The organism is Thioprofundum lithotrophicum (genome assembly GCF_055387065.1).
Map to the genome: position 1 here is coordinate 1,282,272 of NZ_AP042379.1, position 22,269 is coordinate 1,304,540.

At 66.9% G+C, this 22,269-nt stretch carries 21 protein-coding genes; 3 read left to right on the top strand and 18 right to left on the bottom strand.

Annotation, left to right across the window (positions count from 1 at the left end):
* Nucleotides 1–174: 174 nt before the first annotated feature.
* Genes ACZ5BH_RS06075 through ACZ5BH_RS06085 form a run of 3 tightly spaced genes read right to left on the bottom strand, consistent with a single transcriptional unit; the run spans nucleotide 175 to nucleotide 4,050 of the window.
* Nucleotides 175–2,160 (bottom strand): transglutaminase TgpA family protein, encoded by a 1,986-nt coding sequence (locus ACZ5BH_RS06075; protein ID WP_464891022.1) that lies wholly within the window; start codon nucleotides 2,158–2,160, stop codon nucleotides 175–177.
* The gene (locus ACZ5BH_RS06080) at nucleotides 2,157–3,110 is read right to left on the bottom strand and encodes a DUF58 domain-containing protein (RefSeq protein WP_464891023.1); all 954 of its coding nucleotides are present in this window, start codon (nucleotides 3,108–3,110) and stop codon (nucleotides 2,157–2,159) included. The genes ACZ5BH_RS06075 and ACZ5BH_RS06080 overlap by 4 nt, the downstream gene beginning before the upstream one ends.
* A gap of 4 nt (nucleotides 3,111–3,114) precedes the next feature.
* Nucleotides 3,115–4,050 carry an AAA family ATPase gene (locus tag ACZ5BH_RS06085; protein WP_464891024.1) on the bottom strand — a complete coding sequence of 312 codons (936 nt, stop codon included), beginning with the start codon at nucleotides 4,048–4,050 and terminating at the stop codon, nucleotides 3,115–3,117.
* 62 nt (nucleotides 4,051–4,112) lie between these two features.
* Here ACZ5BH_RS06085 and ACZ5BH_RS06090 point away from each other — a divergent pair, with 62 nt between their 5' ends.
* Nucleotides 4,113–5,177: an aminopeptidase gene (locus ACZ5BH_RS06090; RefSeq protein WP_464891025.1), complete on the top strand. Its 1,065-nt coding sequence runs from the start codon at nucleotides 4,113–4,115 to the stop codon at nucleotides 5,175–5,177.
* Nucleotides 5,178–5,324: 147 nt separating this feature from the next.
* On the opposite strand, the gene ACZ5BH_RS06095 is transcribed toward ACZ5BH_RS06090, so the two are convergent.
* The 11 genes from ACZ5BH_RS06095 to ACZ5BH_RS06145 all read right to left on the bottom strand — a co-directional run bounded on the left by ACZ5BH_RS06095 (nucleotide 5,325) and on the right by ACZ5BH_RS06145 (nucleotide 17,460).
* Entirely contained in the window at nucleotides 5,325–5,657 is a 333-nt protein-coding gene (locus ACZ5BH_RS06095) for a DUF5335 domain-containing protein (RefSeq protein WP_464891026.1), read from the bottom strand.
* A gap of 171 nt (nucleotides 5,658–5,828) precedes the next feature.
* Nucleotides 5,829–8,540 carry a DUF6701 domain-containing protein gene (locus ACZ5BH_RS06100; protein ID WP_464891027.1) on the bottom strand — a complete coding sequence of 904 codons (2,712 nt, stop codon included), beginning with the start codon at nucleotides 8,538–8,540 and terminating at the stop codon, nucleotides 5,829–5,831.
* Between the two features lie 1,113 nt (nucleotides 8,541–9,653).
* Entirely contained in the window at nucleotides 9,654–10,124 is a 471-nt protein-coding gene (locus ACZ5BH_RS06105) for a hypothetical protein (RefSeq protein ID WP_464891028.1), read from the bottom strand.
* A gap of 160 nt (nucleotides 10,125–10,284) precedes the next feature.
* Nucleotides 10,285–11,079 carry a PilW family protein gene (locus ACZ5BH_RS06110; protein WP_464891029.1) on the bottom strand — a complete coding sequence of 265 codons (795 nt, stop codon included), beginning with the start codon at nucleotides 11,077–11,079 and terminating at the stop codon, nucleotides 10,285–10,287.
* Nucleotides 11,079–11,603: a prepilin-type N-terminal cleavage/methylation domain-containing protein gene (locus tag ACZ5BH_RS06115; RefSeq protein ID WP_464891030.1), complete on the bottom strand. Its 525-nt coding sequence runs from the start codon at nucleotides 11,601–11,603 to the stop codon at nucleotides 11,079–11,081. Before ACZ5BH_RS06115 ends, ACZ5BH_RS06110 begins: the two co-directional genes overlap by 1 nt.
* A complete protein-coding gene (locus ACZ5BH_RS06120) occupies nucleotides 11,597–12,034 on the bottom strand; it encodes a pilus assembly FimT family protein (protein WP_464891031.1) in 438 nt (145 codons plus the stop codon). The genes ACZ5BH_RS06115 and ACZ5BH_RS06120 overlap by 7 nt, the downstream gene beginning before the upstream one ends.
* Nucleotides 12,035–12,093: 59 nt before the next feature.
* Entirely contained in the window at nucleotides 12,094–12,666 is a 573-nt protein-coding gene (locus ACZ5BH_RS06125; protein ID WP_464891032.1) for a pilin, read from the bottom strand.
* Nucleotides 12,648–13,226, bottom strand: coding sequence for a type II secretion system protein (locus ACZ5BH_RS06130; RefSeq protein WP_464891033.1), 579 nt, complete (start codon nucleotides 13,224–13,226; stop codon nucleotides 12,648–12,650). The genes ACZ5BH_RS06125 and ACZ5BH_RS06130 overlap by 19 nt, the downstream gene beginning before the upstream one ends.
* A 109-nt stretch (nucleotides 13,227–13,335) precedes the next feature.
* Complete coding sequence (locus ACZ5BH_RS06135) at nucleotides 13,336–14,562, bottom strand: type II secretion system F family protein (RefSeq protein WP_464891034.1); 1,227 nt, start codon at nucleotides 14,560–14,562, stop codon at nucleotides 13,336–13,338.
* Between the two features lie 4 nt (nucleotides 14,563–14,566).
* A complete protein-coding gene (locus ACZ5BH_RS06140) occupies nucleotides 14,567–16,309 on the bottom strand; it encodes a GspE/PulE family protein (protein WP_464891035.1) in 1,743 nt (580 codons plus the stop codon).
* Nucleotides 16,310–16,494: 185 nt separating this feature from the next.
* The gene (locus tag ACZ5BH_RS06145) at nucleotides 16,495–17,460 is read right to left on the bottom strand and encodes a dihydroorotate dehydrogenase (protein ID WP_464891036.1); all 966 of its coding nucleotides are present in this window, start codon (nucleotides 17,458–17,460) and stop codon (nucleotides 16,495–16,497) included.
* A gap of 287 nt (nucleotides 17,461–17,747) precedes the next feature.
* Between ACZ5BH_RS06145 and trmL the strand changes: the two genes are divergently transcribed.
* Together trmL and ACZ5BH_RS06155 are read left to right on the top strand one after the other, a co-directional pair.
* Nucleotides 17,748–18,209, top strand: a complete 462-nt coding sequence (trmL, locus tag ACZ5BH_RS06150; protein WP_464891037.1) for a tRNA (uridine(34)/cytosine(34)/5-carboxymethylaminomethyluridine(34)-2'-O)-methyltransferase TrmL — start codon at nucleotides 17,748–17,750, stop codon at nucleotides 18,207–18,209.
* Nucleotides 18,210–18,304: 95 nt separating this feature from the next.
* Nucleotides 18,305–19,333 (top strand): IS110 family RNA-guided transposase, encoded by a 1,029-nt coding sequence (locus ACZ5BH_RS06155; RefSeq protein WP_464891200.1) that lies wholly within the window; start codon nucleotides 18,305–18,307, stop codon nucleotides 19,331–19,333.
* Nucleotides 19,334–19,991: 658 nt separating this feature from the next.
* Here the strand turns inward: ACZ5BH_RS06155 and ACZ5BH_RS06160 are convergent.
* The 4 genes from ACZ5BH_RS06160 to grxC form a co-directional block, all read right to left on the bottom strand.
* Nucleotides 19,992–20,987, bottom strand: coding sequence for an NAD(P)H-dependent glycerol-3-phosphate dehydrogenase (locus ACZ5BH_RS06160; RefSeq protein ID WP_464891038.1), 996 nt, complete (start codon nucleotides 20,985–20,987; stop codon nucleotides 19,992–19,994).
* A 2-nt stretch (nucleotides 20,988–20,989) separates the two neighbouring features.
* Nucleotides 20,990–21,457 carry a protein-export chaperone SecB gene (secB, locus tag ACZ5BH_RS06165; protein ID WP_464891039.1) on the bottom strand — a complete coding sequence of 156 codons (468 nt, stop codon included), beginning with the start codon at nucleotides 21,455–21,457 and terminating at the stop codon, nucleotides 20,990–20,992.
* Between the two features lie 84 nt (nucleotides 21,458–21,541).
* On the bottom strand, nucleotides 21,542–21,976 hold the full coding sequence (trxC, locus tag ACZ5BH_RS06170; protein WP_464891040.1) for a thioredoxin TrxC: 435 nt from the start codon (nucleotides 21,974–21,976) through the stop codon (nucleotides 21,542–21,544).
* A gap of 7 nt (nucleotides 21,977–21,983) precedes the next feature.
* Complete coding sequence (grxC, locus tag ACZ5BH_RS06175) at nucleotides 21,984–22,241, bottom strand: glutaredoxin 3 (RefSeq protein ID WP_464891041.1); 258 nt, start codon at nucleotides 22,239–22,241, stop codon at nucleotides 21,984–21,986.
* Between the last annotated feature and the right edge of the window lie 28 nt (nucleotides 22,242–22,269).

Genomic DNA, 22,269 nt, shown 5'->3' on the forward strand with positions numbered 1-22,269 from the left:
GGGCCATCCCCCGGCCTGGCAGACGGCGCCGCGATGCGTGAGCATCCCGGCGCCGTTGTCGTTTCAGGCACGGAAGAACGGCAAGACGCGGCAGTCGGCGGTGTCGGGCCGAAGCCCGACCCACATGATGTCGGACAGGAACAATCCGTGTGCCCGGGGAATCCGGAGCGGTGATCAGAAACGGCGGATGCGGTGGCGCAGTTCCCGCCGCAATGCAGGGGCGTCGCTCCTGGCATAGCGCAAAATCAGGTAGCGGTCGGTGATCCGGTGGATGGCCTCGGCCCGGGCGGGAAGATGGCGGGCGGCGCGCGCGGCGAAGGCCCGTGGCGTCTCGCCGGGGCGGGGGTGGAGGCCGTGGCGGGCCAGGCGGCGGCAGAAGCGTTGCCACAGGCGCCGGTCCGGATCTTCCCGGCGCCGCGCCTGCCACCACAGGCCGGCCAGCAGGAGGGCGATGCCCGCCGCGGCGAGGCCGCCGAGCAGCGCGGCCAGCTCTCGCCAGTCGGTGGGGTCGAGGCCGAACCGCCGGAACAGGGCCGTCTGGCGGCTGCGATCGTAGCCCAGCACCCACTGGTTCCAGCGGTTGTTGAGCATGTCCCAGGCGAAGCCCGCCTGCTTCAGGGTGCGCCACAGCCAGCCGCGGGCCTGGCGGGCCGGATCCGCCGCGCCGCGCTGGTCGCGCAGGCGCGCCGGGGTTTCCAGGATCCGCTCGGGTGGAATGACCGCGGTGGGATCGAAGCGGGTCCAACCCTGGCCGGGCAGCCAGGCCTCCACCCAGGCGTGGGCGTCGGACTGGCGCACGATCAGGTAGTCGTCGAGGGGATTGGGCTCGCCGCCCTGGTAGCCGGTGACCAACCGAGCGGGGATCCCGGCCAGGCGCAGCAGCACGGCGAAGGCGGAGGCGTAGTGCTCGCAGTAGCCGGTGCGGGTGTCGAACAGGAAGCCGTCCACCGGATCGCCGTCGATGGTCGGCGGCTGACGGGAATAGTAGAAGGGCTGGCGGCGGAAGTGGGTCAGCAGGGCGTCGATCAGCGCCCCGTCGCCGGGATGGCGGGCGCGCAGCTCGCGAACCCAGGCCCGGGCGCGGGGCGCGGCGGCTTCGGGCACGTCGAGCCAGGCCGGGCCGGGAGGCGTGTCCGCATCCAGCCGGTAGCGCAGGGCCGAGATCCCCTGGTAGCGGATCCGTTCGCGCACCGGCCGGGGCGCGGCGATTTGGCGATCGGCGGTGATGACGGCATCCACCGGCACGGAGAGGGGCGCCTCGAGGAAGAACAGCCAGCGGCGCTGGTGGGGCTCGAGGGTCACCGTGTAGACGATGGGCCGGCTCAGGGTGCGCAGTTCCAGGGCGACGGCCTCGATGGCCGGCGCCGGATGGCGGGGCGCGTACCAGGTACGGCCGTCGTAGCGGGCGTGCACCGGGCCGCGCCAGTAGAGCCGGGCCGGGGGCGGGATGCCGCGTTCGAAGCGCACCCGGAAGGCCACCGAGTCGTCGTCGGCAAGCTGGCTGATCCGGCCGGGCGAGAGGGTGTCGGAGAGCCCGGTGCGGGCCGCGGCGCCCTCGTCGGGCATGCCCCACAGGGGCGAATCGGGCCGCGGGAAGACCAGGAACAGGAGGATCGCCAGCGGCGCCGACTGCAGCAGCAGGCGCGCGGCGTGCCGCAGATCGGGGCGGACGGGGGCGCTTCCCTCCCCTTCCGCGTGGCGGGCGTAGTGCACCTGGGTGGCGAGCAGGACGCCCAGGGTGGCCAGCATCCACAGGCTGTAGATCAGCGACTGGTGGAACAGGAAGCCGACCACCAGCAGGAAGTTGGCCAGGAACAGGACCACGAACACGTCGCGCCGGCGGTGCATCTCCAGCAGCTTGGCCACCACCAGGAACAGCAGCAGGGCGCTGCCGGCCTCGCGGCCCACCAGGGTGTGATGGGTGAGGAACAGCCCGCCGATCACGGCGATCACCAGCAGGCTCAGGCGCAGGCGTCCGGGCAGGCGCAGCAGGCCGGCATCGTGGGCCAGGCGCCACAGCAGCAGCGCCACGATCACCAGCCCCAGCCAGCCGGGCAGTTCGGGCAGCAGCGGGCCGACGAGCATGGCCAGCCCCAGCAGCAGGAGCCGGGCGTGGCGGGGAACCCGGCCGAGCAGGCGCTGAAGCGGCAGGGTGTTCATGGGCGGTGCAGGGCCAGGCGTTCCAGGCAGCGGTGGCGGTGGGCCTCTCCCCGCCCCGCCGGGATCTCCACCCCGGGCAGGCGCAGGGCGTAGCGCAGCCCCCGGGCTTCGGCATCGAGGAGCTGGCGGGTCAGAAGGCGCAGGCGGGCCTCCCCGTCGGCCGGGGCCAGGGCCGCCCAGTCGAGGCGGATCTCGTCGCTGCGCTGGGCGTGGAAGGTCTTGACCACCAGGCCGCTCTGGCGGGCCGAAACCTTCCAGTGCACGTGATGCAGGGAATCGCCCCGCCGGTAGTCGCGCAGGCCGGCGAAGTCGTCGCGGCCGCTGACGGCGGCGCTGCCCGCGCCGGGCCCGGCATGGCCCTCGGGCGGGGCCGGCGCCCGCTCCGCCGGCGCGGGCCAGATCAGATAGTGGGCCCGGGGATGGACGATTGTCCAGGCGCGAAAGAGGCTCAAGGGATAGCGAGTGCTTACCTCGAAGGCCGGCACGGGGTGCCTGCCGCGGCCGGTGGGGGGCAGTTCGAGCCGGGCCACGGTCTGTCCCCCGCCGGCGGTCAGGCGCACGGGGTGCCTGCGGCCGCGCAGATCCAGCTCTAGGGCCGGGCGCGGGGGGCCGGGGTTGTCGATGATCACGGCCAGCTGCGGCGTCTGCCCGGCGAACACCGGCGCGGCGGGCTGGACGCGGATGGTCAGGCCGTGCAGGTTGCGCCAGGTGTGGACGATGCCGGTGACGGCGACGCTGGCCAGCAGGAAGGTGAAGGCGAAGGCCAGGCCGTTGCCGTAGTTGATGGCCCCGGTGAGCATCAGGGCCAGCACCCCCAGGAAGCCGAACCCGCTGCGGGTGGGCAGGATGTAGACGTTGCCGGCGCGGGTCCGGTGCGGGCCGGCGGCCGGCCCCAGGCCGCGGAAGAAGCGGCGCGGGGAGAAGCGCTGGCGCAGGGTCAGGGCGGCCATGATCTCAGGGCACGGGGATCTCGAGCAGTTCCCGGGCCAGGTGTTCGGCGCCTTCCCGGCTGTCGTCGGCGGGCCGCAGGCGGTGGGTGACCACGGCCGGCAGCACCGCCTGGATGTCGTCCGGCAGCAGGTGATCCCGCCCCTCCAGCAGGGTCCAGGCCTTGCCGGCCTGCAGCAGCGCCAGTCCGGCCCGGGGCGAGAGCCCCACCGCGATCCCCGGCAGTTCGCGGCTGGCGGCGATCAGCGCCTGCAGGTAGTCGAGCAGGGCGCCGGAGACGTGGATGCCGTCCACCCGTTCCTGCAGGGCCAGCAGCGTGGGGGCGTCCAGCACCGGTTCGATGCCCTCGAGGAGCCGCCGGCGATCCCGCCCGGCCAGCAGCTCCCGTTCTGCCGCGGCGTCGGGGTAGCCGAGGCGCAGGCGCATCAGGAAGCGGTCGAGCTGGGATTCGGGCAGCGGGAAGGTGCCCACCTGCTGTAGCGGATTCTGGGTGGCGATGACGAAGAAGGGCTCGGGCAGCGGGCGGGTCTCCCCCTCCAGGCTCACCTGGCGCTCCGCCATGGCCTCCAGCAGGGCGCTCTGGGTGCGGGGCGTGGCGCGGTTGACCTCGTCGGCCAGCAGGACCTGGCTGAAGACGGGCCCCGGATGGAAGACGAAGCGCTGCGCCTCCTGTTCGTAGACCGACACGCCGAGGATGTCGGCCGGCAGCAGATCCGAGGTGAACTGCACGCGGGTGAAGCCCAGGCCCAGCACCCGCGCCAGGGTATGGGCCAGAGTGGTCTTGCCCACGCCGGGCAGATCCTCGATCAGCAGATGCCCCCGGGCCAGCAGGGTGGCCAGCGAAAGGCGCAGTACCCGGGGCTTGCCGAGGATGATCTCCCCGGCCCGGGAGAGGACCGTGTCGAGAAGCGGCCTGGGATGCTGGCGGTGTGGCTTGTCCATGCGCGGGTTCGGTTGCGGGCTTCGGGGATGGTACTGTATCGGCAGCCATCGGGGGAGGATGAATGACCGCTTTTGCGTTCCGGGCGAAAGGCCTCTGGCTGCTGCTTGCGGCGGTGCTGCTGGGCGGCTGTTCGACCCTGGGCTATTACGCGCAGCTCGTTGCGGGCCAGGCGGAGCTGCTCAACCGCGCCCGCCCGCTTTCCGAGGCGCTGGCCGATCCTGCCCTGAAACCGGCGACCCGCGAGGCCCTGCTGGACCTGGCCGGAGCCCGGCGCTTCGCCAGCCGCCACCTGGGCCTGCCCGATGACGGCAGTTACCGCGATTACGCCGATCTGGGCCGGCCCTACGCGGTGTGGAACGTGATCGCCACCGGGCCCTTCTCGCTCACGCCGCGCCGCTGGTGCTTTCCCGTGACCGGCTGCGTCCCCTACCGCGGGTATTTCCGCGAAGCGCAGGCACGGGAACTAGCCGGGAAGCTGGCCGCCGAGGGCCAGGACGTCTACGTGGCCGGCGCGCGTGCCTATTCCACCCTGGGCTGGTTCGACGATCCCCTGCTGAACACCATGCTCTACCGGGATCGCGCCCTGCGGGCGGAAATCCTGTTTCACGAACTGGCCCACCGCCGCCTCTACGTGGTGGACGACGGCGCCTTCAACGAAGCGTTCGCCAGTTTCGTGGCCCAGGAAGGCACGCGCCGATGGTTGCGGCACAGCGGCGCCGCCCCGGCCTTGCAGGCGGCCTACCGCAAGCGCGTGAAATGGCGGCGCGAGTTCACCGCCCTGCTCCGCCGGGCCCGGGCGCGCCTTGCGGCCGTGTATGCGCGGGAACTGCCCGAGGCGGCCATGCGCGAGGCCAAGCGCGCCGAATTCCGGCGCCTGCGCGAGGAATACGCCGCCTGGCGAAAACGCGCGGGCACCGCTGCCTGGGATGCGTGGATGGCCCAGGACCTGAACAACGCCCACCTGGCGCTGGTGGGCACCTACCGGGATCTGGTGCCCGGCTTCGCCCGCCTGCTGGCGCGGTGCGGCAACGATCTGGCTCGCTTCCATCGCGCGGTGGAACGCCTGGCCGGAATGGACGCCGAAAAGCGACGCGATTGCCTGGAAAATGGCAGATGTTCCATGTAGGAGCGGCGCAAGCCGCGAACCATGCAGGCACAAGTGGCGAGGGCCGAGGAAAAACGTGGTTGATTGGCTTCGATAGCCTCGTCCCTCGCCACTCGTCCCTCGGCCCTGTTCATCGCGGCTTGCGCCGCTCCTACCCCGGGTGGTGCATTACCCGGCCGGCAGGGCCAGCGGCGTGCGCAGGCGCACGATGTGCTGGTGGCCGTCGCCGTCCTTTATGTCGATCCAGTGCAGGCCGTCCACATTGTCCTCGACCACGATCTCCGCGGGCTTCTGCACCAGGTGTTCGGCGCCCTCCACGGCCACGGAGACCACGTCGTCCTTGGGATCGTAGCTGATCCCGATCAGCGGCACCCATTCGGTTTCGATCTGATCGCCCAGGTCGAGCCCGGCCACCTCGATTTCCACCAGTTCGGCGCCGAGGTGTTTCGCCACGTTGTCGAGATAGGTCTCCCACTGATTCCTGTCCAGCGTGCGTGCCATGGTCTTCTCCTTGGGTTGGGAAGCGAAAGATTGGGGATGCAGGAGATGTGGGGGTGGCAGCGGGTGTTTCAAGAGTGTTTGTTCGCGGCTTGCGCCGCTCCTACAGGATTAATCCGACATATCAGGATCAACTCCTGCTCCTGTAGGAGCGGCGCAAGCCGCGACAGATCCTCAGTCGAACCGCTCCCGCCAGTAGATGATCCGATCGTCCCCCCGGTAGATCCCGAAGGTGGCGCGGGCAGTCGGGTCGTCGGGGGCGCCGTCGCCGTTCCAGTCGAAGCGCAGCCAGTTGTCGACGGTGGCGTTCACGTCCACGCTGCCGGTGAAGTTCTGGCCGGGCGCCTTGAGCCAGAGATTGAAGGAGGCGTTCACCGGTGGTTCCGTGAACTGCTCGGTGACGGGCCCCGGGAGTTGCGAGGGATCGGAGCAGTTGGCGCTTCCGCTTTCGCCGTCGTCGTCGCGGATGCAGGTCTCGCCGGCGTTGGCGCCGGTGCCGACGCTGAGGGTGCCATCCACCTTGCTCAGGGTCAGGGTGGCCAGGCTGCAGGTGTCGCTGGGGAAGTCGACGAAGGCGCTGCCGTCATAGTGCTCGACGCGCATGGGCACGGCCAGATCCAGCAGCTCGGAGCCGAAGGCGTTGGCCATGCGCACCCGCCCGCTGTGGATGTCGGTGGCCGGTTCCTGGTGGCCGAGGGAGCTGATCCCGTCGCTGTCGGTGGCGCGCAGGGTCAGGGTGGCCGGGGCGGTGAGGGGCGACGGGAAGGTGTAGGTCACGTCGCTGCGGGTGCCGATCCCGGCGCCGAAGCTGGCGGCGGGGATCAGGTTGTTGGTGAAGTTGGTGGTGTCGCCCGCATCGGAGATGGTGGTGTCGAAGGCGAAGCCCAGGGCCGCGGCATAGTTGCCGGTGATGTTGCCGGCGCTGTTGTAGGCCGTGGCGGTGACCACAAAGGGTTGGCCGGAGTAGGTGAAGTTCCCGGCGTCACAGCCGTTGACCCGTGAGACGTCGAACCAGGCCGGGGTGAAGCGTCCGATGTTGGGGCTGGTGTTGCTGGCGGCATCGCCGATCGTCGTCTCCCCCAGCCAGGGCGTGCCGAGCTGGGCGGTGAAGGAGAAGACCCCCACTTCGCTGACCGACTGGTTGGTGATGGTGGTCTGGCCGTTGTCGGCAGCGGTGATGGCGGTGTTGGTGACGGCGATGCTGCCCGGGCTGCCCGCGGCGGGGGCCACCAGGTTGTGCTGGATGCCGATGTTGTCGTGGGCGAAGTTGGGCGTCACCGTGCCATCGGCGCAGGCGGCGCGCACCGTCAGGTTGAAGGCGTCACCGGCGGCGCGGAACACCGAGCAGGTGGCATCGCCGCTGGGGCAGTCGGCATTGAGATCCGGGCTCTGGACCACGAAGCGGGCGGGTTTGGTCACGAAGTCGGCGCTGCCGGTCATCACCAGCCCGCTCTCGGCGCCGCTGCCGGTGAACTGGCTGTTGAGGGACAGGCGACCGGCATCCGGGTATTGCACGGTGACGGTGGCCTCGCCATTGGCGTCGAAGGCCAGTGGCACGGCCGTGCCGGGGGAGGCGGTGGGCAGCAGCGTGTCGGCGCTGCCGTTGTTGAGGGTGAGCTGCCGCGTGCCGGTGGCCGGATCCACGTAGGTGGTCCAGAAGTTCACGTCGGCGGTGCGGTTGGCGAAGGCCGGCACGCAGCGCTGGCTGGTCAGATCCTTGCGCACCGCGGCGATGGTGACGGGGGCCGACACGGCGCAGGACGTCTGGGTCGGAATGCTGTAGACGAAGCCGCTGTCGTAAAAGGTCAGATCGCAGCTCGCGCCGCTGGTGGCGGTGTTCAGGCATTCGGTGGCGGCGGCGGGCAGCGGGGTGGAACTGCTGATCCCCAGCGTCACCGTGCCCGGCGTGGTGTGGCGCAATTCGAAGGTGCCAACGCCGCCGCTGAAAGACTGGGTGTCGCCGCCCACCCAGCCGGTGGGGCTGAGCGTGACCGACACCGGATCGGTGTAGAGGGTGTTGCAGCCCGGATCGGCGCAGGCGCGAATGGTCACCGCCTCGGGCTGGCAGGTCAGCGCGGTGCCGTCGTGCTCGATGCGGAAGTGATTCAGTGTGCCGCAGGGGTGGGTGGCGTTCATGTCGGCCTGGATCTGGGCCTGGCTGAGAACGAAATCGTAGATCCGGACTTCGTCGATGGATCCGTCGGCGGAGTTGCGCGTGGCGCCGGAGACCAGATAGCTGCTCCGGTTGTCGCCCAGGTAGAGGGTGGTCACGTCGCCGAGTTGGCCGTTGCTGTTGATGCCTTCGTCTTCATCGAGAGAACCGTTTACATAGATGGCCATGCGATCGGCTGGCAGATCCCAGGTGACGGTGATATAGACCCATTCATCCGCGGCACGGTTGAGCGTGCCGGTCTCCACCTGGAAATCGTTGTCGGCAGTATCTTCCAACGCGAAGCGCAGGCGGCCGTTGTTGCGCAACACGAGAAAGAAATACTTGTTATTGGATAAAGGGCCGAAAATGGGGTTGTTGAGGCGGTCGTCGGAAGCGTCGAAGAGTTGGCGGTCTCCCCCGCCGATCCACGCCTGGTTACTCTTGTACCAGAAACTGATGGTGCCCCGGTTGCCGACGTCGTTGACGTCGATGCCCGTATCCACCGCGTCCTGCGGGGTTACGGTATCGTTGAAGGGAAATTCCCCATAGCCGCAGGTGCCGGGATTGCCGGGAATGGCCGGGCTGACGTTGTTGGTGGTCGCGCTTCCCGCGGCGGTGCCGTTGTGGTTGTTGCCGCTGCTGTCGCGAACCTCGCCGGGTGTGCCGTTCCAGGCGGATTCGTCCATCATGTAGTAGGCAAAGGCACCGGGCGGGGTGTAGGGCGCGATGCACACGTCGTCTACGTGCCAGTAGTCTAAATCGGGGCCAGAGCCAGTGGTTTGACGAATTCGCAGGCGGAAACCAGGGTGATAGGCATTTGTGGCCAACAAATAGCTTCGGTCAAATATTTGGCCCTGATTGCCTCTGCCAGTGAAGGTTTCGAGTTCCACCCAGGTATTGTTGTTGGTAAGATATTCAAGGACAAGATTCTCGTTTCCATCCGGGTCTTCGCTAAAACTGTCACTTCCGCGCCTTATCCAGATATTCAAGGAGAGATTGGTTTGTCCAGTGAGATCCACAGGGCGACTTGTGACATCGACGGTATCCCAACGAGTATAGAGAGCTCGTGATCCGGAATTGGCGGTATAGGTTCCTGTGCCGGCATCACCCCCATTGGCAGTTATAACCCAGTTGTATCCAAGACCGGAGCGTTCAAAATCGTCACCGAACAATCCATTGGCGCAATTGGCTGGGAGAGTGGCCGACGGAGCCGTTTCTGTGAGGGTAATGTCGTCAATATGCCAGTAGTCCCAATTGTCGCCATCGCCATCGGTTTGTACGATCCGAATTTGAAAAGCCGCATGAAAGGCATTGAAGGGTAGCCCGAAAACGGGCTGAAAAATTTCGCCGGGTGTGCCGTTGCCGGCATAGCGGCCCAGTTGATACCAGATACCGTCATCGCCCAGATATTGCACCAGCAAATCCTCACCACGGTCTGGATCATCACTGAAGTCGTCATCACCACGGCGGATCCAAAGCGTCAAATCAGCTGCAGGAACCGCAGAGAGATCAATGACACGACTGGTGACCTGGACCTGGCCCCAGCGGGTATAGAGTGACCGGGAGGGACTGTTGGCCGTGTCACTGCCAATGCCGGCATCCCCGCCGTTGGCCGACACGCTCCAGTCGGGACCGAGACTGTTGCGTTCGAAATCGTCACTGAAGAGGATGTCGCCGGGGGCGGCCCGGGTCAGGGGGGAGGCAAGCAGGGCGATCAGCAGCAGGCCAGCCTGCCACAGGAGCCGATATGGGACGGGGTGTGCCGATTGTCGGGCGGGGCGGCTCATGCTTTTTTATTACGTCATTTCCGGGCCGGAGGTTGCGGTTTTCCGATGAACGGTAGCCATTCACGGACCTTTCACCATCACCTCGATACGCCGCCGTGCGGTGCTGCTGCTGTTGCCGAAGCGGCATTCGCCTTCGCTGGTGAGGGTGTAGTAGTCGTGACCGTCCACAGTGCGGCCGCTGCAGGTGACGCTGGCGGTGCAGCCTTCGAGGCCCGGTGCCGTGAAGGCGGGGTTCACGTTCAGGGCGTTGCAGCCGGCCACGCCGATGCTGCCGCCGGAAAGGGGCAGCACGGCGGTCAGGGCGATCTGGGCGCCGCTCTCGGCGGCGTAGAAGGCGCGAATCGACTGGATTTCCGAGGCCACCGATTCCTGGCCCGTGCGGGTGAGCGCCACCATGGCCGCGCCGATCAGGGCCAGCACGGTAATGATGAAGATGGCCAGAGGCAGGCCGAAACCGGATTGGCGCTTATTAAGCGTCTCATAATTGTTCTGACCAGAATTTACAGGTCCTATCCTGTAGGAGCGGCGCAAGCCGCGAAGGGATCCGTTTTCGCGGCTTGCGCCGCTCCTACATTGAACCATTTGTGTCAAAACCATTTTGAGACGATTAATATTTGGTGCGCTGCTGCGCGAGCGCACCCTGCGGGTGGGCGCGTTCCCTCCGAAACCGATGCGGGAGGTTTGGGGTGATTCACGGCGCATTGCGGATCTGCACCTCCTGTCTGAGCCGCACCCACTCCCCCTCCTCTATGAAACGGAAATCGAGGGTGACGACACCGGCACGGGTCAGGCTGCCCGGATCCCAGGCAAAAGGCACGACGGCGGCGCCGCCGTCCACCAGTTGCAGGTGCTCGGCGAGCAGCGACGGGGTGGCCGCGGGTGGGGCGGCGGGGAGGGCGGTGAAGCCGTAGCCCGTGTAGCGCTCCAGCCGGCCGCTGGCGCCGTCGATGCAGAAGCTGACCGGCGCGCCGGTGAGGAAGAAGCGGCGGCGCGACGAGTCGTGGGCGAAGGTGTGGGCGCCGGCCAGGCGCACTTCGCCGGCAGCGGCATTGGAGGCCGGATCGTAGGCGGCCACCGGCCCCGGATTGGCCGCGGCGTAGAGCGGTGCGGTGGCGTAGGGATAGACCACCACGTAACGGTTGCCGGCCGGCGGCGGCGCGTAGGGAACGGCGTTGAAGGCGCTAAGGCTACCCTGGGGCGCTAGGTCTTCCAGATAGGCGCTGGCGCTGTCCACAGGGATGAACTCGATGCAGGCCACGCCGGCATCGGTCGCCAGGCGGATGCTGTTGGGCAGGGCGTTGCGCAGCTCGCGCACCACCCGCTCGGTGGCGGCGCGGGCGGTGGCGGTGAGGCGGTCGCGGCGCACCGTGTCGGTGTAGGCCTGCATGCCGTGCACGATGTAGATGGCCGTGCCGGCGCTGACGATGCCCAGGATCAGGATCACCACGATCAGCTCGACGAGACTGAAACCTCTGGCCCGGCGCATCAGAAGTTCCCCCGGTAGAAGCTCACGGGAATGGCATTGCCGAGCGGCGTGGTGACGGTCAGGGTCACCCGCTTGGCGAGGCGATCGGAGGCCAGGCCCAGCTCGCTGCCGGCATAGACCACGCTCACCTGCACCCGGTAACCGTCGTAACCGGGGAAGGGATTGCCCGCCACGTCCACCGGCGGGCTGTCGTCCAGGCCGTGATAGTCGTCCACGTCGTCGAAGGTGGCGCGGGTCTCGCCTTCGGGGCCGAGCACGTTCGAACAGGGTTGCGCGCCGGGATCGCTGCTGTCGCAGCGCGGCACCCCGCCCTGCCCCGTGTTCTCGTCGTAGCGGCGGGTGGCGATCTCGTCCAGATAGGCCTGGGCAATCTCCAGGGCCCGGGTCTGGATCAGGGCCTGTGGCGCCTGGGTCACGGTGCGGTTGATCACCAGCACCACCCCGGTCACGGCCAGCCCCACCACCACGATGAAGACGATCAGCTCCACCAGGGTGAATCCGCGCTGTCGGTCCGGCCTCAGCATCGGCGGGCATACCCCGTGGTCTCGATGCACACGCTGCCGGCGCCGGCAACGGCGATGGTGGTGGCCGGGGCGTTGCCCAGCCCGTCGTAACCGACCGTGACCGAGGCAACGGTGACGCCGGCGGGCAGGGCAAAACGCAACACCTGCAGCGTGCCGTCGGTGTATTCGATGCGCACTTCATGGGTCGTATTATTGGTCACCAGCTGCACCCCGGCGCCGGTGCCCTGGTTCATGGCCAGCTGCTGCGCCCGCCGCGCCGCCATCAGGATCGTATCCCGCGCCGTGATCGCCTCGCTGGCGCCGGGGCCGATGAAGCGCGGCAGGGCATAGGCGGCCAGGATGCCGACGATGAGCAGCACAACGATCAGCTCCACCAGGGTGAAGCCGCCGATGGCGTGACTCGATTCCGGAAATGTACGGTCACCCATCATGAGAAAGGGCGGCCGCAGCCGCCCTTAGCATAGAAATGATTTCTTCATTACAGCTGCATTTAGCAATCGGTTGTTACAACCGAGACGGGTTCTAAATTATTGGGAGTATAAGAGACATAACAGTTGGAACCGGTTGTAATACCCTTCGGGTAATATCGCAAAGCATCAGTGGTGCCTGGGCTATTCGCGTAATCCACGGTATATTCAGCAGGATCGGGCATCATCCTGCCGATTCCAGTGTTCGTGGATTCAGGACGTCCTCCAAAACCGCGATTATTGACTTCATCGAGCACGTCCACAGTTGTGGATCCATCCGGAAGCGTGATAATGGTTGCGCTGGTATTGCCGTTGACGAGATATTGTGAACGCGCGAGCGCGGCGGCGCCACGCAGCCCGCCGGCGACGCCCTGCATGCTGGCGATGCGCGCGTCTTTGGTCACGTCGATGAACTTGGGCAGGGCGGTGGCGGCCAGCAGGCCGAGGATGACGATGACCACCACCAGTTCGATGAGGGTGAAGCCTTGTTGCCGGTTTTGCATGTCGTTTGCCTCTTTCAATGTTGTTGTCGGAATTCCGTCGCCCGGGAAATCTGCCCCGGAAACGTGTTGAATCCTCAGGGTTTTGTCGTCCATGCCGGTATATCGACCGGTTTCGCCCGCCACTTGAATTTTTCTTGTGCGGCCAGGCGCAGGCCCACCAGCGCGTCGCGGCCCGGGTCGAAGCGCTGGTTGCCGTTGCGATCCTCGTACACCGGTTTGAGGCGCCAGCGGATCCGTTTCGGGCCCGGCAGGGGGGTGTCGAATTCCCGTTCGTTGAACACCCGGTACACCAGGAGCCCCTGCCGGCGATCGAAGTACCAGTGGCCGCCCTCGATGCCGGCCGGATCCGGCCTCTCCAGCGCGCCGAGGTAGCTCTTCGGCGGGTCGGCCAGCAGATCCATGGGGTTGGCGCCGATCCATTTCACCAGTTCCGGAATCGTGTCGCGGGCCACGTGGGCGGCGATCTCCATGGCCAGGGCGCTCTTGAGCGTGCCGATGGTCTGCTGCACCTGGGCCCGCTCCGCCTGCACCGCCAGCTTCATCAGCCGATCGGCGGCGAAGACGAACAGCACGCTGATGATGCCGATCACCACGATCAGCTCGAACAGCGTGAAGCCTCCGTGCCGGCGGGATTGGCGATTTCCAGAACGCACAATGATTTATAGCCGTTTGTTGAGGTGATGTCTATATCTGGATATACGAAATTGGTATTAGATCGGTGCCGTCCGTGCGAAAACCCGCCCCGCTCGTCGGCGGGAGGGCCTACTGCGGCCCCTTGACCACCTGGGCCAGGTCCCACATGGGCAGGAACACGCCCAGGGCCAGGATCAGCACCATCACACCGATGACGATGATCAGGATGGGCTCGATGGCCGCGGAGAGGTTCTTGAGCTGGTAGTCCACCTCGCGGTCGTAGAACTCGGCCACGTTCTCGAGCATCTCGTCCACCGCGCCGGTCTCCTCGCCCACCGCGATCATCTGCAGCACCAGCGGGGTGAACATGCCGGTGCCGGCGGCGGTGCGGGTGAGGGATTCGCCCAGTTCGATGCCGCCGCGCATGCGCAGGATGTGCTGCTCCACCCAGGTGTTGTCCACCGCCCGGCTGACCACGGTGATGCCCTGCAGCAGGGGCACGCCCGAGCGCAGGGTCATGGCGAAGGCGCTGGCGAAGCGGGCCATCAGGCTCTCGTGCAGGATCCGCCCGATGATGGGCAGGCGCAGCTTGAAGCGGTCCCAGATGCGGCGGCCGGCCGGGGTCTTCACGTACTGGCGCAGGGCCAGGAGCGCGGCGGCGCCGCCGCCCAGGAGCCACCACTTCCAGGCGATCATGAAGTTGGAGACGGTGAGCAGAAGCTGGGTCTGCCAGGGCAGTTCGGCTTGGAACTTCTCGAAGATCCGGGCGAAGGTGGGGATCACGAAGAGGTTGATGATGATCATCGCCACCACGATGGCGGTGATCACGAACAGGGGATAGCGCAGGGCCGACTTGATGCGGTCGCGGGTGTCCTTCTCCCGTTCCAGGTAGAAGGCGAGGCGCAGCAGGGCGTCGTCGAGGCGGCCGGTCTGCTCGCCCACGCGCACCAGGCTGACGAACAGATCGTTGAACACGTCGGGGTGACGGGACAGGGCGGTGGCCAGATCGTGGCCGCTTTCCAGATCCACCACCACCTCGCGCAGCAGGCGGGCGAAGGCCGGGTTGTCGATGTTGTCGGCCAGGCCCTGCAGGGCGCGGATGATGGGCACCCCGGCCCGCAGCAGGGTGTGGAGCTGGCGGGCGAACTGGATGAGGTCGGTCAGCCCCGGCCTGCGTTCGCGCAGGCGGCGCAGGAAGGCGCCGGCCTCGGCGGGCGGCGGGGCTTCGCGGATGTCCACGGGGATGATGCCGGCGTTCTGCAGCTCGGCGGCCAGGGCCTCGGCGCTGGCCGCTTCCACCTGGCCGCTGACGGCCTCGCCGCGGCGGTCGCGCCCTCGGTAGGCGTACCAGGCCACGGGCTCAGTCTCCGGCCCCGGCCAGCAGATCGGCCACGTCTTCCTCCACCGTGCCGGTGATCCGCATCACTTCGTCGATGGTGGTGACGCCGGATTCGGCCAGCTCCAGGGCCTGGTGCCAGAAGGGCCGGAAGCCGGGGCTCTCCTTTGCCAGCACGGCGAAGCGGGCGGTGTCCTCGCGGCGCAGGGCGTCGGCCATGGCCTCGTCCAGCTCGAGGAACTCGAACACCCCCACCCGGCCGCTGTAGCCGGTGTTGTTGCAGTGGGAGCAGCCGATGCCTTTGTGGAAGGTGCCGAATTCGCGCTCGCCGGCCAGGGCGTGCAGCCAGGCCCGTTCCTGGGCGTCGGGGGTGTGGAGCATCTTGCAGCTTTCGCAGATCCGGCGCACCAGGCGCTGGGCCAGCACGGCGCGCAGGGCGGTGGCCACCAGGTAGCCCTCGGCGCCCATGTCCAGCAGGCGGTTGACGGTGGCGATGGCGTCGTTGGTGTGCAGGGTGGAGAGCACCAGGTGGCCGGTGATGGAGGCGCGCAGGCCGATGGTGGTGGTTTCCTGGTCGCGCATCTCGCCCACCATCACGATGTCCGGGTCCTGGCGCAGGGCGGTGCGCAGCACGCGGGCGAAGGTCAGCTCGATCTGCGGATTGACCTGCACCTGGTTGATGCGCGGCAGACGGTATTCCACCGGGTCCTCGACGGTGATGATCTTCTTCTCCGGCTGGTTGAGCTCGGAGAGGGCGGCGTAGAGGGTGGTGGTCTTGCCCGAGCCGGTGGGGCCGGTGACCAGCACCATGCCGTGCGGTCGGTGGATGTTGCGCCGGAAGTGGTGCAGCAGGCCGGCGTCCATGCCCAGGTGCTCCAGGGCCAGCAGGCCCGAGGACTGATCCAGCAGGCGCATGACCACCGATTCGCCGTACTGGATGGGCATGGTGGACAGGCGCACGTCGATGGAGTGGTTGCGCACGCGGATGTTGAAGCGCCCGTCCTGGGGCACGCGGCGCTCGGAGATGTTGAGGCCGGCCATCAGCTTGAGGCGCGAGACCAGGGCGGTGGCGATGCGCTTCTCCTTCATCACCTGTTCCTGCAACACCCCGTCCACCCGCTGGCGGATGCGCAGCACGCTCTCGTCCGGCTCGATGTGGATGTCGGAGGCGCCGATCTGCACCGCGTCCTCGAACAGGCTCTGCAGCAGCTTGACGATGGGCGCGTTGGCCACGTCCTCGGTCTGCACCAGGCGTTCCAGATCGATGTCCGATTCGCCCAGTTCCTCGCCCAGTTCCTCGGCCAGGGAGGTGATCTCCTCGGTGCGCCGGTAGACCTTGTCGATGGCCGAGAGCAGATCCGCCTCGCGCACCACGGCGGGCTGGATGTGGCGCCTGAGCTGGCGGGAGAGTTCGTCGTAGGCGAAGATGTCGGTGGGATCGGCCATGCCCACCAGCAGGCTGCCGTCGGGGTTCTGCTTGAGGGCGATGACCCGGTAGCGGCGGGCCATGGTCTCGGGGATCAGGCGCACCGTGTCCGGGTCGTAATGATAGTGGCGCAGATCCACGAGGGGCACGCGCAACTGCTCGGAGAGCACTTCCAGCAGGCGGTCCTCGGTGACGTAGCCCAGATCCACCAGGGTGCGGCCCAGCTTCTGGCCGCTCTGCTTCTGGGTGGCGAGGGCCTGCATGAGCTGCTCGTTGGTGATCACGCCGCTTTCCACCAGCAGATCACCGAGGCGGACTTTCCTGCGCGGTGCTGTCGCCATGTCTATGTCAGCCAATCAGTCATTGCGGTGGTTGTTCTGACCGAAATTTGCAGATCCTCTCCCGCAGGAGCGGCGCAAGCCGCGATGAAAGGCGTTTTCGCGGCTTGCGCCGCTCCTGCGAAAAACCGTGTCAAAACCATTTTAAGACATAAATATCGGCGCAACGGGGCGTGCCTTTACTTTTTTCAGCAGCCACAGGCCCGGCGCTCGTTGAGCACCAGCGAGCCGGTGAGCTGGGCCACGTTGCTCATTTCGTGGCGGCGCAGGTAGTCGGCGATGCCGGCGTTGATCTTCGGGCAGATCAGCGGATCGTAGAACAGCGCGGTGCCCACCCCCACCGCCGAGGCGCCGGCGATCAGGAACTCGATGGCGTCCTCGGCCGAGCTGATGCCGCCCTGGCCGATGATGGGCACGGCGTGGGGGTGCGCCACCTGCCAGACCTGGTGGGTCTTGAGCAGGGCCACCGGCTTGATGGCCGGGCCCGAGAGGCCACCCTGGTTGTTGCCGATCACGGGGCTGCGCGATTCGATGTCGATGGCCATGCCCATCAGGGTGTTGATCACCGCGAAGGCGTCGGTGCCGGCCTCGATGCAGCGGCGGGCGTTCTCGGCGATGTCGGTCTGGTTGGGCGAGAGCTTGGTGATGAGCGGCTTTTCGGTCACCTCGCGGCAGGCCTCCACCACCCGCGCCGACATGTCGGGATCGTTGCCGAAGGCCACCCCGCCCTCCTTCACGTTGGGGCAGGAGATGTTGATCTCCATGGCGTCGATGGGCGAGTCGTCGAAGCGCCGGGCCACTTCGCGGTATTCCTCCACGGTGGAGCCGGAGATGTTGGCGATGAAGCGGGTCTCGGCGAAGTCGAGCTGCGGCAGGATCTCGTTCACCACCACGTCCACCCCGGGATTCTGCAGGCCGATGGCGTTGAGCATGCCCATGGGGGTTTCGAATACCCGGTGGGGGGGATTGCCCGGACGTGGCTCGAGAGTGGTGCCCTTGAGGCAGATCGCGCCCACGTCGGTGTTGGAGAAGCCGGCCACCCGGGTGTATTCCTCGCCGAAGCCCACGCAGCCGGAGAGCAGCACGATGGGCGAGGCGAAATCCAGGCCGCAAAACTCGGTGCGCAGGAGGGATTCGTCTTCGGGGGTGATCATGGGGTGTGAAGATACAAGAGACAGGATGCAAGAGCAAAGGGAAGCGGAATACCCCATTTAGGGGTTTGCAAAAAATGTGGTCCGCCCTCAAGGCCGGAGGGGTGTTTCGTGACCTTCGGCCGCAGGGATGCGGCCGTAGAGCCTACAGGGATGTATTCACGGCGGGTCACGAAACACCCCTCCGGCCTTGAGGGCTCAGTGCATGGCTCGTGCGTGGGTCGATAATTTCGGAGGTTGGTCATCCGGCCAGGCTTTCGTTGCGCCGCGTTTACCTTTAGGCTGGCGCCATGTTTCATCTGGTGCTTTTCCAGCCCGAAATCCCGGCCAATACCGGCAACATCATCCGGCTGTGCGCCAATACGGGCGCGCGCCTGCACCTGATCCGTCCGCTGGGGTTCGAGATGGACGACCGGCGACTGCGCCGGGCAGGGCTCGACTATCACGAATACGCCGAGGTGGCCGTGCACGATACCCTCGAGGCCTTCATGGCCGGGGTGAAGCCGCGGCGGCTGTTCGGGCTCTCCACCCGCGGCCGGCGCAGCCTGTTCGAGGCGGCCTTCGAGCCCGGCGACGCTTTCCTGCTCGGCCCCGAGACCCGTGGTCTGCCGGCATCGATCCGCGATGCGTTGGGCGACGACCTGCTGCGCCTGCCCATGAAACCCGAAAGCCGCAGCCTCAACCTCGCCAACACCGCGGCGGTGGTGATCTACGAGGCCTGGCGGCAGAACGGTTTTGGCACCCGCCCGTAGGGCGATGAGATGGTCTCCTCCCCCCCTTAAAAACGGCGTCACGATGCGCCAAGATGGAAGCACTTCACCATCCATCGAAGAAGGAGGAGGAGACCATGAGCAAGATTACGACGGTTGGACTGGATTTGGCAAAGCACGTGTTTCACGTGGTGTGCTGCGACGAGCGGGGCAAGGTGGTGCGCAAGCGGATGCTGAGGCGAGGGCAGGTGCTGGCGTATTTTGCGAACCTGGAGCCGGTCCTGGTGGGGATGGAAGCCTGCGCGAGCGCCCACTACTGGGCGCGGGAGCTGCAGGCACTGGGCCACGAGGTGAAGCTGATTCCGCCGCAGTACGTGAAGCCGTTTGTGCGGGGGAACAAGCACGATTACAACGACGCGCTGGCGATAGCCGAAGCGGTGGTGCGGCCGGAAATGCGGTTTGTGTCGGTGAAGACACCGGAGCAGCAGGACATCCAGGCGCTGCACCGTCTGCGCGAGCGCTGTCTTGCGGACCGCACGGCGCTGGTCAACCAGATACGGGGTCTGCTGGGGGAATACGGGATTGTTCTGCCCAAGGGGGTGAATACGCTGCGGCGTCGCCTGCCGGAGGTGCTGTCGGAGGCGGAGAATGGCCTGAGCGAGTGGTTTCGGCAGCTGTTGTGGGAGAGTTACCGGCGGTTTCAGGAGCTGGACGCGCACATTGCGTTTTACACCCGGGAACTGGAAGGCTACAGCCGCCGGAACGAGGCGGTGAAGCGGCTGCGGGCGATCCCGGGTTACGGGCCGGTGGTGGCGCCGGTTTTCTACAGCCAGATCGGCGACGGCCGGGCCTGGCGGCGGGGACGGGATGTGTCCGCATCCCTGGGTCTGGTGCCCCGCCAACACAGTAGCGGAGGGAAGGAACGGCTGCAGGGGATCAGCAAGCGGGGAGACGGCTATCTGCGCAGTCTGCTGGTGCATGGAGCGCGGTCGGTGGTGAAGGCGGCGGCGGGGAAGGATGACCGGCTCAGCCGCTGGATCAACCGGATCCGGGCGGAGCGCGGCTACAACAAGGCGGTGGTGGCGCTGGCCAACAAGATGGCCCGGATGGGGTGGGCGGTATTGAGGAACAAGACGGAATACCGGGCGGATTACCGCCCGGTCTGAAGGCGGGCAGGGCCCGCGAGGAACGATTTGGAGAGTTAGCCTGCCGACGATTGCGAAGACGCTGTGGCGAGCGATGACAAACAGGTCAGACCGGCGTATCGAAAACCTGCTTGAGCCGTAGGCTGGGACAAGCCGCTAGGGCGATTAGGACGATACGCGCAGATCTCATCGAGGCCAGAGGCGCAAAAAGCCTCACAAACAGGCCGGATATACGAGCGCAATCCTGTCCCTGTCGAAGTTTGGTACAACGTCTTGCAAAACGGGAGGAGACCATATACGGCTCAAGCGCAGGGGACCTGCCGCTTGCCGCGGATTGTCGGCTCCGCTGCGCTTGAGCCGACCTACGTTTGTTGGGGTTGCGCTTCCGGCCTGTAGGGCGGGTCAAGCGTAGCGGACCCGCCGCTTGCCGGTGGATTGTCGGCTCCGCTGCGCTTGAGCCGACCTACGCTTGTTGGGGTTGCGCTTCCGGCCTGTAGGGCGGGTCAAGCGTAGCGGACCCGCCGCTTGCCGGTGGATTGTCGGCTCCGCTGCGCTTGAGCCGACCTACGCTTGTTGGGGTTGCGCTTCCGGTCTGTAGGGCGGGTCAAGCATAGCGGACCCGCCGTTTGCTGGCGGATTGTCGACTCCGCTGCGCTTGAGCCGACCTACACCCGAGTTTTCAGTCGAACTCCGGCCGCACCGCCCGTTCCATCAGGTCATGCAGGGCCTGCTGGGGGGTGTGGCCCTGATGGACGATGAGCCAGACCTGTTCGGTGATGGGCATTTCCACGCCCAGTTCCTTCGCCAGTTCGTGGACTTCGCGGCAGGTGCCGATGCCCTCCACCACCTGGCCGATTTCCCGCACCGTCGCGTCGATGTCCTTGCCCTGGCCGAGGGCCAGACCGAGGCGGCGGTTGCGGGACTGATCGTCGGTGCAGGTGAGGACCAGATCGCCCAGGCCGGTGAGGCCGGTGAAGGTGGCGTCGCGGGCGCCGAGGGCGCGACCGAGGCGCTGCATCTCGGCCAGGCCGCGGGCGATGAGGGCGGCGCGGGCGTTGGCGCCGAAGCCCATGCCGTCGGCGGTGCCGGCGGCGATGGCCATGACGTTCTTTACCGCGCCGCCGATCTCCACGCCGACGATGTCGTCGCCGGTGTAGGCGCGGAAGTGATCGTTGTGCAGGGCGCGGGCCAGTTCCAGGGCGAAGTCGGGGTCGCTGGCCGCCACGGTGACGGCGCCGGGCAGCTTGCGGGCCACTTCCCGGGCGAAGGTGGGGCCGGAGACGACCGCCATGGGGATGGCCTCGCCCAGCTCTTCGCGCACCACCTGGTGCAGCAGCTTGCGGGTTTCGGGCTCCAGGCCCTTGGTGCCCCAGGCGATCCGGTGGCCGGGATGGACGGCGCCGCGCAGCCGGTGCAGGGTTTCGCGGAAGGCGTGGCTGGGCACCACCACCAGAATCACGTCGGCGGCGGCCACCGCGCCTTCCAGATCCGCGGTGACGTGCAGCTTGTCGGGAAAGCGGATGCCGGGCAGGTAGCGTTCGTTGCGCCGTTCGCGCTCGAGGGTTTCGGCGGCGTCCGGGCGGTGGGCCCAGAGCAGCGTCGCGTGGCCGTTGCCGGCCAGGAGCATGGCCAGGGCGGTGCCCCAGGAGCCGGCGCCGAGGACCGCGAAGCGCATGGTCAGTGGGCGGGCGCGGGCTGCTCGCCTTCCGGCTGTTGCTGCTGGGCGAGGTGCTGGGCGTAGAGGGCGTCGAAGTTGACCGGCGCCAGCAGCAGCGGCGGGAAGCCGCCCTTGGTCACCAGGTCGGAGATGGCCTCGCGGGCGTAGGGAAACAGGATGTTGGGGCAGTAGCTGCCGAGCATGTGGCCCATCTGCTGATCGTCGAAACCGCTGAGGTTGAAGATCCCGCACTGGTGCACTTCCACGAGGAAGGCGGTCTTGTCCTGGTTTTTTACCGTCACGGTGAGGGCCAGATCCACGTGGAAGACCCCTTCCTCGAGCGGATTGGCCTGGGTGTTGAGATCCAGGTTCACCTCCGGCTGCCATTCGCCGGTGAAGATACCGGGCGCGTTGGGGGATTCGAAGGAGAGATCGCGGATGTAGATCTTCTGGATGGCGAATTGCTGTTCGGTTTGTTGTTCAGTCATTTTGGTTCTGGGAGAAGTGAAAGAAGAAAGATACAAGGGGAATGGTACCCCTTTTCTCTTTCCTCTTTCATCCTTTCTCTGCCGTCAGTTGAATTGACGGGCCCAGCGCAGGAGATTCTGCAGATCCATGGCGCCGGCCATGCGGCCCAGCTCCTGGCCCTTTTTGAACACCGCCAGGGTGGGGATGGAGCGGATGCCGAAGCGGGCGGCAAGCTGCTGTTCCTGTTCGGTGTTGACCTTGGCCAGGCGCATGTGCGGTTCGAGCTGGGCGGCGGCCTGCTGGAACACCGGCGCCATCATGCGGCAGGGGCCGCACCAGGGCGCCCAGAAGTCCACCAGCACGGGGAGGTCGCTCTTGTTCACGTGGGCGTCGAAATTGCCGGCGTGCAGCTCCAGGGGCTTGCCGGTGAACAGGGGTCGGCCGCACTTGCCGCACTTGCCGCCGGCGCCCAGCTTCTCCTGCGGCACGCGGTTGACGCTGTCGCAATGAGGGCAGACCACGTGCAGGGCTTGGCTCATGTCGGTTTCACTCCAGTCCGAGTTTGCGATCCAGTTCGCCGCGGGCCTCCAGGGCGAAGAGATCGTCGCAGCCGCCCACGTGCTCGTCGCCGATGAAGATCTGCGGCACCGAGGTGCGCTGCGCGCGCTGTTCCATTTCGGCCCGGCGGTCGGGTTGTTCGTCGATGCGGATGTCGGTGTAGGGCACGTTCTTGCTCTCCAGCAGCATGCGGGCGCGCACGCAGTAGGGGCAGAACTTGGTGCTGTACATGACCACGTCGGGCATGGCGGACTCCTTGCAACGTCGGGGTTCG

What these genes read in the sequence shown, in the direction of transcription:
- ACZ5BH_RS06075 (WP_464891022.1), bottom strand. Translation starts at nt 2,160, where the DNA reads ATGAACACCCTGCCGCTTCAGCGCCTGCTCGGCCGGGTTCCCCGCCAC.
- ACZ5BH_RS06080 (WP_464891023.1), bottom strand. Translation starts at nt 3,110, where the DNA reads ATGGCCGCCCTGACCCTGCGCCAGCGCTTCTCCCCGCGCCGCTTCTTC.
- ACZ5BH_RS06085 (WP_464891024.1), bottom strand. Translation starts at nt 4,050, where the DNA reads ATGGACAAGCCACACCGCCAGCATCCCAGGCCGCTTCTCGACACGGTC.
- ACZ5BH_RS06090 (WP_464891025.1), top strand. Translation starts at nt 4,113, where the DNA reads ATGACCGCTTTTGCGTTCCGGGCGAAAGGCCTCTGGCTGCTGCTTGCG.
- ACZ5BH_RS06095 (WP_464891026.1), bottom strand. Translation starts at nt 5,657, where the DNA reads ATGGCACGCACGCTGGACAGGAATCAGTGGGAGACCTATCTCGACAAC.
- ACZ5BH_RS06110 (WP_464891029.1), bottom strand. Translation starts at nt 11,079, where the DNA reads ATGCGCCGGGCCAGAGGTTTCAGTCTCGTCGAGCTGATCGTGGTGATC.
- ACZ5BH_RS06115 (WP_464891030.1), bottom strand. Translation starts at nt 11,603, where the DNA reads ATGCTGAGGCCGGACCGACAGCGCGGATTCACCCTGGTGGAGCTGATC.
- ACZ5BH_RS06120 (WP_464891031.1), bottom strand. Translation starts at nt 12,034, where the DNA reads ATGATGGGTGACCGTACATTTCCGGAATCGAGTCACGCCATCGGCGGC.
- ACZ5BH_RS06125 (WP_464891032.1), bottom strand. Translation starts at nt 12,666, where the DNA reads ATGGACGACAAAACCCTGAGGATTCAACACGTTTCCGGGGCAGATTTC.
- ACZ5BH_RS06140 (WP_464891035.1), bottom strand. Translation starts at nt 16,309, where the DNA reads ATGGCGACAGCACCGCGCAGGAAAGTCCGCCTCGGTGATCTGCTGGTG.
- ACZ5BH_RS06145 (WP_464891036.1), bottom strand. Translation starts at nt 17,460, where the DNA reads ATGATCACCCCCGAAGACGAATCCCTCCTGCGCACCGAGTTTTGCGGC.
- trmL (WP_464891037.1), top strand. Translation starts at nt 17,748, where the DNA reads ATGTTTCATCTGGTGCTTTTCCAGCCCGAAATCCCGGCCAATACCGGC.
- ACZ5BH_RS06155 (WP_464891200.1), top strand. Translation starts at nt 18,305, where the DNA reads ATGAGCAAGATTACGACGGTTGGACTGGATTTGGCAAAGCACGTGTTT.
- ACZ5BH_RS06160 (WP_464891038.1), bottom strand. Translation starts at nt 20,987, where the DNA reads ATGCGCTTCGCGGTCCTCGGCGCCGGCTCCTGGGGCACCGCCCTGGCC.
- secB (WP_464891039.1), bottom strand. Translation starts at nt 21,457, where the DNA reads ATGACTGAACAACAAACCGAACAGCAATTCGCCATCCAGAAGATCTAC.
- trxC (WP_464891040.1), bottom strand. Translation starts at nt 21,976, where the DNA reads ATGAGCCAAGCCCTGCACGTGGTCTGCCCTCATTGCGACAGCGTCAAC.
- grxC (WP_464891041.1), bottom strand. Translation starts at nt 22,241, where the DNA reads ATGCCCGACGTGGTCATGTACAGCACCAAGTTCTGCCCCTACTGCGTG.